The sequence below is a fragment of the Pontibacter silvestris genome (genome assembly GCF_020907275.1).
Lineage (GTDB): Bacteria > Bacteroidota > Bacteroidia > Cytophagales > Hymenobacteraceae > Pontibacter > Pontibacter silvestris.
Map to the genome: position 1 here is coordinate 1 of NZ_JAJJWI010000002.1, position 11400 is coordinate 11400.

10 protein-coding genes are annotated in these 11400 nt (G+C 35.5%); 6 read left to right on the plus strand and 4 right to left on the minus strand.

What is annotated here, in order from left to right; all coding sequences use genetic code 11:
* Positions 1-94 precede the first annotated feature (94 nt).
* Positions 95-889, minus strand: a complete 795-nt coding sequence (locus LN995_RS01730) for a class I SAM-dependent methyltransferase (RefSeq protein ID WP_229957793.1) — start codon at positions 887-889, stop codon at positions 95-97.
* 173 nt (positions 890-1062) lie between these two features.
* Here LN995_RS01730 and LN995_RS01735 point away from each other — a divergent pair, with 173 nt between their 5' ends.
* The 6 genes from LN995_RS01735 (at position 1063) to LN995_RS01760 (ending at position 7990) form a co-directional block, all read left to right on the plus strand.
* Positions 1063-1974: a nucleotide-diphospho-sugar transferase gene (locus LN995_RS01735; protein WP_229957794.1), complete on the plus strand. Its 912-nt coding sequence runs from the start codon at positions 1063-1065 to the stop codon at positions 1972-1974.
* Positions 1975-2109: 135 nt separating this feature from the next.
* Complete coding sequence (locus tag LN995_RS01740; protein WP_229957796.1) at positions 2110-3249, plus strand: glycosyltransferase family 4 protein; 1140 nt, start codon at positions 2110-2112, stop codon at positions 3247-3249.
* Between the two features lie 42 nt (positions 3250-3291).
* Positions 3292-4368, plus strand: a complete 1077-nt coding sequence (locus LN995_RS01745) for a glycosyltransferase family 4 protein (protein ID WP_229957798.1) — start codon at positions 3292-3294, stop codon at positions 4366-4368.
* A 413-nt stretch (positions 4369-4781) separates the two neighbouring features.
* Positions 4782-5630, plus strand: coding sequence for an O-antigen ligase family protein (locus LN995_RS01750; RefSeq protein WP_229958307.1), 849 nt, complete (start codon positions 4782-4784; stop codon positions 5628-5630).
* A gap of 12 nt (positions 5631-5642) precedes the next feature.
* A complete protein-coding gene (locus LN995_RS01755; RefSeq protein WP_229957800.1) occupies positions 5643-6908 on the plus strand; it encodes an O-antigen ligase family protein in 1266 nt (421 codons plus the stop codon).
* 161 nt (positions 6909-7069) lie between these two features.
* Positions 7070-7990: a Wzz/FepE/Etk N-terminal domain-containing protein gene (locus LN995_RS01760; RefSeq protein ID WP_229957802.1), complete on the plus strand. Its 921-nt coding sequence runs from the start codon at positions 7070-7072 to the stop codon at positions 7988-7990.
* Between the two features lie 94 nt (positions 7991-8084).
* Here LN995_RS01760 and LN995_RS01765 read toward each other — a convergent pair whose 3' ends face one another.
* From LN995_RS01765 to LN995_RS01775, 3 genes are all read right to left on the minus strand, one after another.
* Positions 8085-9632, minus strand: coding sequence for a bifunctional GNAT family N-acetyltransferase/carbon-nitrogen hydrolase family protein (locus LN995_RS01765; RefSeq protein WP_229957804.1), 1548 nt, complete (start codon positions 9630-9632; stop codon positions 8085-8087).
* 161 nt (positions 9633-9793) lie between these two features.
* Positions 9794-10453, minus strand: a complete 660-nt coding sequence (locus LN995_RS01770) for a 3-oxoacid CoA-transferase subunit B (protein WP_229957807.1) — start codon at positions 10451-10453, stop codon at positions 9794-9796.
* 209 nt (positions 10454-10662) lie between these two features.
* Entirely contained in the window at positions 10663-11355 is a 693-nt protein-coding gene (locus tag LN995_RS01775; RefSeq protein WP_229957809.1) for a CoA transferase subunit A, read from the minus strand.
* Between the last annotated feature and the right edge of the window lie 45 nt (positions 11356-11400).

The window sequence follows — 11400 nt, forward strand, 5'->3', positions numbered from 1 at the left end:
TTCTATTTACAGGGGAGCTGACATAGGTTTTTCGGGGGGAGAGGTTACTTGTATTAAGTTTTAAGTTTAACATGTTCCTATTTTAAAACATTAATCAAGTTATGGAAGCCTCATACTTACCTTCATACTTATGAAAGAATTTATTAATGAAATTTAATGCTTCTTGTGGTTGCATTTGTAGAAGTACATCTACATCCTTATTATAAGGAAATTTTTGTTGTCTGTCTGGTTTATTGACATAGCCTTTTAAGTAAGCCTCTTCAGGTCCTAAGCTAGGAAAAAATGTATTTTTTTCTTTAGGAATTAGAAAAGCATTGTTATAATAAAGCTCCACCAAATCGTAATTGTATTTTTTACATAGGGTATATAATTGGCTTATTGACTGCCCAAAAAAATGATTCACATCCCAAAGGTAATTCCTGTCATACTTAACAGTAAACTTAATTGGATAAGGGATTTTTTCATTTATTTCAGCACAAATAAGAGTGGGCCTGTACTTTTTTAGTAGTTCATGTAATACAAAATAGTCATAACCATCAATGTCAAAACTAAGGAACCCAAAATCATATTGTATTTCATAACCCTCTAGTAAGCTCACTACGTTTTCAGGATAAACATAAGCTTTACTTAGCATTACTTTATCAAAGTTTTTATAGGAGTTCGCTAAAGAGGCAAACTTTTTATTATCGCATTCCACAGCTAAACCGCTGTATCCAGCCTTGTAGAAATTAAATGTATTAGACATAAAGACTCCATCATGTGCTGCTATATCTACAGCGACTTCTTTATGTTCAATTTTTGAAAGATAATTTTTTATGAATTTTTCCTCCCCTAGGTTCGAAAATCCATTCTTATTACTCAAAAGTCTTTTAATTTTATCTCTGATCATAGGATTCAAGTCTTACTAAGTATAGTAAATTACCGTTGACAGACTGTCTTATTTTTTTCAATTAAATTTACTTTAAGAATTTTACAATATAATCAATTAAGGTTTATATAAGCAAATTGTCTTTTTTTATTTAGATTTGTGAATTGATTAAAGCAGGTATTCATAGTAGAACAATGGATCAAGATTTTCATACACCTATCCTGTTTCTGATTTTCAACAGGCCAGATACTACACAGCAGGTATTCAATGCGATTAGAAATATTAAACCTAAAGATCTTTATGTAGCTGCTGATGGGCCAAGAAGCAACAAACCAGGTGAAACAGAAGATTGCATAGCTACACGTTCTATTGTTGAGCAAGTTGATTGGGACTGCAAAGTTCATACTCTATTCCGTAATGAGAATTTGGGTTGTAGGGTTGCAGTTAGTTCTGCCATTGATTGGTTTTTCGAAAATGTGGAGGAGGGAATTATTCTAGAAGATGATTGTCTGCCTAACCAAAGCTTTTTCTGGTTTTGTCAAGAACTATTAGAAAAATACCGGAATGATGATAGGGTAATGCATATTAGTGGAAGTAACTATCAGTTTGGTAAAAAATGGGGAGAAGGTTCATATTATTTTTCAAGATTAGCTCATATATGGGGATGGGCAAGTTGGAGAAGAGCTTGGAAACATTATGATGTTCAAATGAAAAGTCTTCCCCAATTTATAAAGGAGAACAAGATAGCTTCTATATTTAGCAATAAAACTGTACAGAAAAATTGGATAAAGAACCTGGAAAAAATCTATAATGGTGCTAATACTTGGGATTACCAGTGGGCTTATACAAATTTAAATAACAATAGTTACTGTATTATTCCTAATGTTAATTTAATTTCAAATATTGGTTTTGGGAAAAAGTCCACACATACTTTTGATGAAGAAGATGTGCTTTCGAAGATGCCAACTGAGGAAATAAATGAAATCGTACATCCAAAATATTTAGAGTATAACGTTGAGGCAGATTATTTTACAAATACAAAAGTATTTCCACCGCTTTCCCTGTTGAAAAGAATAAGGATAAAGCTAAAGAAAGTTCTATTTTAGTTTTTTTCTGGAGTTGGCATTATTAATGTTTTTGATTTATAAATTGCTAATAGTCAAAGTATTTGCTGTTATTACAATAATGCTTAGAAGTTAAAATCTTATTCATTCATTTGCCCTTAAATATTAATGCTTTAAATGAAAGTTGCCATTGACTGCAGGAGTTTAAGAAAAACACCCTCTGGAATACCAAATTTTCTTGTTACAGCCATTAATGGGTTAGTTAAACAAAATCCGGAATGGATTTTTTACTTAATAACTAACGAATCATTTAATAAGGAACATGAAAGGAAATTATCAATAAGTAAAAATGTTAATATCATAATTAGACCTTTGCCTATATTGAAAAGTATATCGTTTTTGTGGTATATATTTAAATTGCCCTTTCTATTAAAAAAAATCCAACCTAATATTTTTTGGGCTCCAGCTTTTTTACTTCCACCATTTATACAAAACAAGATAACAACATTAGTAACAGTGCATGACATGGTTTTTAAAAAGCATAAGGAGACTATGTCATTCATAAATAGGTTGTTTTTTGAATTATTGCATGACAAATCTGTGAGACAAGCAGATTTGTTGTGGGTTAATTCTTCTTATACAAAAGAAGAGGTTGAGGAATTTTTTCCTGAGAGAAGCTGTAAAAATATATTCGTAGGTTTCTTCATAAATACAGACATTTATAAAAAAATAAAAGTTAGTGAACAGGAAAAAGAAAGTGTGCTGCATAAGTATTGTTTGTCTTCTAAATTCATACTTTTTGTCGGTACACTGGAACCAAGAAAAAATTTAGAGTTCCTTCTTTCTTTAATGCCTGACTTGGTAAACTTTGGTTATAGCTTATTAGTGATAGGGGCCAAAGGATGGGGAAATACCAATATAAAAGATATTATTGAACAGCAAAACTTTCCCACTGCTAGTATAAGATTTGCTGGGTTCGTTTCTACAGAAGAGCTGATTACAATATATAACATAGCTTCAGTTTATGTATCAACCTCTTATAATGAAGGATTTGGTATGCCTCAGTTAGAGGCCATGGCTTGCGGATGTCCTGTTGTTTCACCTCATAATTCCGCTATGATTGAAGTTGTGGAGGATGCGGGTGAAACTGTTAAAACCTGGGAAAATGATGATTGGATAAAAACAATCATCATGGTTGATGCAAATCGTGATGATTACATCAGGAAAGGATTTAAGAGGGTAGAAAGTTTTAACCGGGATTATGTTATTCAAAGCCTATCAAAGTATATTTTAAACTACCTTAGTTATAGTTCTTAAACACTTCTCTTTTCCTGTAAATTATTATCATTAAGTATCAAAATGCTTCATAGGGTAGAACTACCTGTAATAGTAAATGCAAGGTTCTTAACACAACCTGTTACAGGAGTACAACGATTTGCAATAGAAATAAGCCTCCATTTAAAGAGGCTCCTTCCGAACGTAGTTTTTGTCTCGCCACAAGAAGTACTAAATAAAGATATTGCAAAGATACTTGAGGTGGTTAAAATAGGAAAGGTAACAGGCCATGCCTGGGAACAAGCTGAACTGCCTCTTTATTTAAGAAAGCAAGGCAGTCCCTTATTAATCAATTTATGTAATACAGCTCCCTTACTTTATAAAAATAAAGTTGTATGTATCCATGATTTGGCTTTTCTTGTCAATCCACAGTGGTTCTCCAGAATGTTTTCTCAACTCTACAAAGTTCTGATTCCAAGAGTGGTAAAGAGTTCAAGAAAAATTCTTACAGTAAGTGAGTTTTCTAAAGGATCTATAAAGTCTATACTTCATGTCCCAGATTCAGATATTGAGGTAATCTATAATGCTGTTTCTGAAAATATATTCAATAGTTTAGAAAAGAAAATTAATAATTACGGAGACTATATTTTAGCTGTTGGGTCCTTGGACCCAAGGAAAAATTTAAAAAGGCTTATACTTGCTTTTAACTCCTGTAAATTGAAAGAAACAAAGCTAGTTATAGTTGGTGCAGCTTCAAAAGTATTTAAGGATGAAGAATTACAGCAGTTGGTGCAAGAAAACCGTTCAATTATATTAACTGGGTATCTGACAGATGAAGAACTTAAAAATGCATATCAACATGCAAAAATTTTTATTTATCCTTCGCTCTTTGAAGGGTTTGGCCTTCCGCCTTTAGAAGCTATGCATTGTGGGTGTGCTACAGTAGTATCGAACACTACCAGTTTACCAGAGGTTTGTGCAGATGCTAGCCTTTATGTTAATCCTAATAGTGTAGAGGAGCTAGCTAACAGGATGAGCTTATTAATTGAAAATGAAAGTCTAAGAAGTTCCTTAATCATGAAAGGCTTTGAAAGAAGTAAGCATTTCAGTTGGGAAAAGTCTTCTAAGAGGTTGGTGCAGGTTATAGAAAGTTTAAGGTAACAATGCTCAAAAAAATACTTATTACGGCTACTATTATTGGTTTATTTGGCACAATGACCAATTTTGTTTTCTTAAGCCCATTGCCTACTTTATTTGCTGCTTTACTTTTACCACTTGTTTACATAAATAAGAAGCACTTTCCTGCCATAACTTTCTGGCTTTTATTGTTTACCATGTTTACTATAGTAAGTACACTTCTTTATTACCCCAAATCGTTTCTTTCTTATGGGTTTTACAGGTACGATGGTAACTTTTTTGTTTCTTATCTGCCACTGTTAGTATTGCCTTTCTTTAGCTTAAAATTTAACATAGGAAAGCTTTTGAAATCATTTCTGGTATTTACTACTTGCGTTAATATTTTAGTTTATGGGTATAATGTTCTTCAACATAAGTTGGAGTTCTCAGGTTTATTTATGTCTACTAATGGAGCCGGAGGGTTTTATAGTATTGTAACTTCTCTGGCTTTTTTATTTTTCTTGAATAAAAAAACATATACAAATTTATTTTTAGTCATTTTCAATTCCTTCTTCCTTTACGCTACATATTCCAGAGGGTCTATTCTAGGGCTAGTATTGGGGCTTATGGCACTGTTGTTTATCAAAACAAGAAGAAGATACTTGCTTTATTGTATGTTTATTGGCTTGTCAGCCATACAGATCTACATACTTGCCTATACTTTCCCTGCTTATAAGAAGTATATCATGAACAGCCCTAAGGCCAACATTTACCAAAACTATAATGACTTTGCCATTAAAGAGTTTGGAGCACGTTCTACTAAACTAAATAATGTTTATATTAGAATGTATGAGACCTGGCCCAGAGGTTTAGATAGTTTCTTAGAATCTCCTTTAGTAGGAACGGGTTTTGGATCCGTAAATGATGTTCCTTTTCACTTCAAACAAGTTATCCCTGGCATTATTACTACAAACGAACAAAAGAATAAAGTTTTTAATGACTCACATGCACATCATTCATTTCTGCATTTACTAGGTGAGCAAGGACTGTTGGGTGTGGGGTTATTCCTGATTTTCTGGTTTTCTGTCTATAATTTTCTTCTCAAGAATAACCAACATGCTGTTACAAGAGACTTTCTTCTGGTATCTTTCTTTAACTTAACAATAATGAGCTTTACGGAACATCGGCTTACTACACCTTCCAATGCATTGCCGTTCGTTATTATACTTGGGCTTTATCATGTGTATGTTAACTACCTGAAGAAGCAAGATATGGCTGATAAAGTCTATACAAGAGGTATGGTATAGTAGTAAACATTTATGACAGAAATCAAAGAACTTATTAGTAGTAAAAACTACACGATCTGGTATAAGTTAAAACTACTTTGTTTAATGCTGGTTGCAGCAACTCTACCTTTTTCTATAGCCTTAAACAATATAGCATTAGGCGCCCTTATTCTGACATGGATTTTATCAGGAAATCATAAATACAAGTTTAGGCTTGCAATACAGAATAAGTTGCTGCTCCTCTTTTTAAGTGTGTTTGTTTTGCAGGTGGTGGGCTTGTTTTACACAAGTGAAATGGGTGAGGGACTAGGAAAGATAGAAAGGAAGGCGGCTCTTTTCGTGCTTCCGTTAGTTCTTGCTAGTTCAGAAAGGATCAAAAGAAAGCATATTTTATATGTGCTGACTGCCTTTATTTTAGCTTGTACAGTGCTTTGCTTTTATGCTTTATTTTCCATTCTTAATGTTTATGGCTCTTTAAATAACGTTGCTGCTTTAACAGAAACCATAGATGAAATAATTAATTTACATCATGCTTATAGTGGAATGTATGTAGTTTTTGCAGCAGCCCTTTCTCTATATATTGTTCTTTTTAAAGAGTTTGATATTAAAATAAGTTTTAAAATTGTTTATTTTTTTCTATCTGCCTTCTTATTTATCTTTTTGATCATTTTGGCAGCGCGAACATCTGTTATTATCTCTTTTATATTAATTGTTATTTTACTTCTTAGCAATCTAAAGTTAGCAACTCAAAAGAGATTTATAGTGTCAACTGTACTTGTGTTTTTGGCTGCAGCTATTGTTGTAATAACTTTTCCAAATACTAAGACTAAAATAGTACAGTTCTACGAGTTAAGAGGCATTCATAGCCCTTTAACACCTAGACTCATTCAATGGAAATGCTGTTTTAATATTTTACAAGAACAAGATGCTTGGATTTTTGGAGTTGGAACAGGTGATGTTCAAAAACATCTACAACAATGTTATATGAATGAAAAGTTTTGGGGAGAAAGATATGAGTACAATGCTCATAGCGAATTTTTAGAAGAAATGGTTAGGCATGGTCTGTTTGGTGTTAGTCTTCTTCTTGTCTCTGTTCTTTGTCCTTTAGCTCTAAGTATCAAGAGAAAAAAGCATTTATATATAATTTTTTTGATTGTTTTTATTATGTGTAGCATTACAGAATCAACTTTAAGTAGGCAAAAGGGTGTAGTCTTCTTTGCCCTATTCAATTCAATGTTAGCCTTTAGCTATCTTAATAAATCAAAAAGGCATGTTCAAACGACGGTGTCAGTACTGTAGTTGTTTTATGCTTTCATTATTTCTAAATAATACTAAAAATTTCAAAGTGCCATTTCAAGTATAGGTTATGTGCTACCTGAAACTTAACTTTAAGTTTTGTTTCTGCATGATGCAGATATAATAAGGTGTATGATTGAAATATTTTGTTAATCCTTTTAAAAATGAATACCAAAAAAGAAGAAAGATCAGATGTTGATTCGTATCGAGGAGCCTCTAATGATGAAATAGATGTATCTGCAGTTTTTAATTCAATAGGAAGAGGTTTTGAAGCGTTAGGTAAAAGATTAGCGTATCTTTTTGATTTACTAATCAGAAGGATTCTTCTTATTTCAATTTTTATCCTTATTGGTTTAGCTTTGGCTTTGGGAGTTTACTTCGTAACAGATCCTTATTATACTAGTTCAATGACTCTTGTTCTAGCTGATATTAGAAACGATTTTGTAGAGGATCAGCTAAATAACTTAAGTATAGTTGTAAGAGAAGATAACTTTGAAGCAGTATCAAATACATTAGATATTAGTATTGATGCTGCAAAGAAGATCAAAGAAATGAAGTTTTCTAATCTTGATGCGGAACGAGTAGATGAAGATAGTGTTTTAATAGGATCTCCATTTAAAATAGAGTTATCTTTATATGATAACAGGTTGTTTGATACTATGGAGCCTGCTTTAGCGAACTTTCTGGAGAACAACAGGTATTTCTCAAAGCAAAAGCGTATCAGACAAAGAGAGGTTGAAAGCTTGATTTCTAAATTAAAAAATGAAATAGGTTCTATTGATAGTTTGAAAGCAACTGTATCTTCTCCAAGAGGACCTGTCAATGGTTTTGTGTATGGTCAACCTGTTGATCCAACTAATTTGTACCGGGAAAGCACTAGAATGTATGAACAGCAGGTAGACTTAGAGTCAGAGCTAGATCAGCTTGATAATATTCAGATAGTTAATGGCTTTGCACCTCGCTTGCATCCTACCGGGCCTAATCTTTTAAAATTTCTTGCTATCGGAGGATTCATTGCTTTTATCATAGGGCTTATTGTGGCTTTAAATCTGGAAAAAAAGAAAAGGAGAAAGTTAGATTTATAAGTATTTTGTATAGCCATTGTTTGTTATAAAAGGAACAGCCGCTGCCAATTACTGGCAGCGGCTGTTCCTTTTATGGTATATAGGAAATAGATACCTATTCTTCCTTCCTCAACACCCAACTCAGATTATACAAATCCTTACGGCGGTCTTTCAGGTTACGAACACTACCAGCCGTATTCAGGTCTTTCAATAGGTCTAGGTCTAAGTCAGCAATCAATGTCATCTCCGTGTTTGGAGTGGCTTCGGCTACCACGGCATCGTGTGGGAAAGCGAAGTCAGAAGGGGAGAAGACGGCAGATTGAGAGTACTGAATATCCATGTTCTCTACTTTAGGCAGGTTACCTACACTACCTGTAATAGCCACATAACACTCGTTTTCGATAGCACGGGCCTGAGAACAGAGCCGGACACGCAGGTAAGCATTCTTCGTGTCTGTCCAGAAAGGTACAAATAGTATCTTCATGTCCATGTCAGAAAGCATACGTGCCAGTTCAGGGAACTCTACGTCATAGCAGATCAGGATACCAATTTTACCAATGTCTGTGTCAAATATCTTTAGTTTATGACCACCGCGCATACCCCAGTAGTGCGACTCATCTGGTGTTACATGTAGCTTATACTGCTTATCATAGGTACCATCGCGGCGACAGAGGTAAGACACGTTGTAAAGCTTATTATCATAATACTCAGGCATGCTGCCCGATATAATATTTATGTTGTAAGACAGAGCCAGGTGAATCATTCGTTCCCGAATCTCATCTGTATATTCGGCCATGTTTCGTATAGCCTCTGATGGAGTATCTTCGGTGCTTAAAGCCATGAGTGGCGCATTAAAGAACTCAGGGAACATCACAATATCAGATTTATATGAACTAACAGTATCAACAAAGAACTCTACTTGTTGCATAAAGTCGTCTAAGTCTTTAACTGCCCGCATTTGCCACTGCACAATACCAATGCGAACAACTGACTTACTGCCACCTATCAGCTTGTCTTTCTCCTCATAGTAAACGTTAATCCACTCCAGCAGAGTAGCATAAGCTTTTGACTCCTTGTCGTCGGGCATATAGCCTTTCAGTATCTTGCGAACGTGGAAGTCATTACTTAACTGGAACGATAGCACAGGGTCAGCCAGCTCCTTGTTCCTGACCATTTCGATGTATTTGGCCGGAGTCAGTTTATCGGCATAATCCTGGTAACCAGGTATTCGACCACCTGCAATAATGGCACGTAGGTTCAGTTTTTCGCATATCTCTTTACGAGCATCATACAAACGACGACCAAGACGAAGGTTACGGTACTCAGGATGTACGAATACATCAACACCATAAAGAGTGTCGCCTTCCGGGTCATGCGTCTTGAAAGTGCCTTTGGCAATAATCTGCTCATAGGTATGTTTATCGCCATATTCAGCATAATTAATAATTATACTCATGGCTACAGCTACAACCTTTCCATTATCTTCTATACAGATCTGGCCTTCGGGAAACTTCTTCAGCAGGTTAGAAAATTCTTTACGTGTCCAGGCGCCCATGTTGGAGTACACGACATCCATGATCTCCTTTACTTCTTTATAGTCTTTCAGCTCCAGCTGGCGCAGTACTAGTCTATGTTCAAAATTTGATTCGTTTTTCTCACTCATATATAAAGTTGGGGTATTGCTTTTAAATACCCTATACGTGTTTTAAATAAGTTTTTGATACAATTAAATTAATGATGGCTTGGCTTCTAATGCCATAACAAATTTACACAAAAAAGCATAGATGTTCCAGTGCGTTAATTCTACAGGTGAAACCATTTATATTAATCAGTTTGTACTTCAGGTATATTCCCCTCAGCATAAAGAGCTCCAGCTGTAGCTGCTTTTATATCTTCAACGCTAACACCCGGTGCTCGTTCTAGTAACTTAAAGCCTTTAGTGGTTACCTCCAGCACAGCCAGGTCAGTAACTATCTTTTTAACACATTGAAGACCTGTTACCGGGAGCGTGCATTCCTTCAGAAGTTTAGAAGAACCATCGCGGGACGTGTGCTGCATCGCTACAATAATGTTTTGTGCAGAAGCCACTAAATCCATCGCGCCGCCCATTCCTTTCACCATTTTTCCGGGTATTTTCCAGTTCGCAATGTCTCCTTGCTCAGAAACTTCCATGGCTCCTAGTATGGTCAGATCAATATGTTCTCCGCGAATCATGGCAAAACTTTCTGCTGAATCAAATAACGCAGAGCCAGGCAAAGTTGTGATTGTTTGTTTTCCAGCATTAATAAAGTCGGCATCAACCATCTCTTCAGCAGGAAAAGGGCCCATACCTAATAAGCCATTCTCTGACTGCAGTACCACCTCTAGGCCATCAGGAATATAATTGGCAACCAGCGTTGGTATTCCGATGCCTAAGTTTACATACATGCCATTTTTAACTTCTCTGGCTATGCGTTTTGCAATTCCTTGTTTATCAAGAGCCATGTTATTTACAAGTTAGTTAATGTATTAACTCTTTTTGATATGGTTTTGATCCTGGATAGAAGCTTCTAAAGTTTCAACAGCCTGGCAGCCATCTAGAAGTTATAAACGTAAATTTACTTCAATGCTGATGGATGTACCGCCCTAAAGCTATTATTTAGATCAATATAATAAACTATGCTTTGCGTGTTTTCAAATTAAGCAGGCTGTCTCTACCTCACAGTTCTTTTCTCGATCCGCTTTTCATAGTTGGTGCCCTGAAAAATCCTTTGCACATATATACCGGGCGTATGAATCATATTAGGGTCAAGTTCTCCGGCTGGTAATAACTCATCTACTTCTGCAATCGTTATTTTACCTGCAGTGGCCATGAGGGGATTAAAGTTGCGGGCTGTGCCTTTATAAATGAGATTTCCGGCATTATCGCCCTTCCAGGCTTTTACCAGTGCAAAGTCAGCTTTAAGCCAGTTTTCCATCAGGTACATTTTGCCGTCGAACTCCCGACTTTCTTTACCCTTACTTACTTCAGTGCCAAACCCGGCAGGAGTGAAGAAAGCAGGTACTCCTGCGCCACCTGCTCGTATCCGCTCTGCCAGTGTACCCTGCGGTATCAATTCAACTTCCAGTTCACCAGCGAGTAACTGGCGTTCAAATTCTGCGTTTTCTCCTACATAACTGGATATCATTTTCCTTACCTGGCGCCTCTTAAGCAGTAGTCCGATGCCAAAGTCATCTACTCCTGCATTATTAGAGATACAAGTCAGGTCTTTTATACCCAGGCGGAGTAACTCTTGTATAGTGTTTTCTGGAATGCCACATAAACCAAAGCCTCCTAACATTAATGTAGCACCATCTTTTATGTCGTGTAGTGCTTCTGTGGCATCCTTAACCGATTTATTTATCATTATTGATCAAGGGTTACAGCGTGGATTTGATATAAAAAGAGCCGT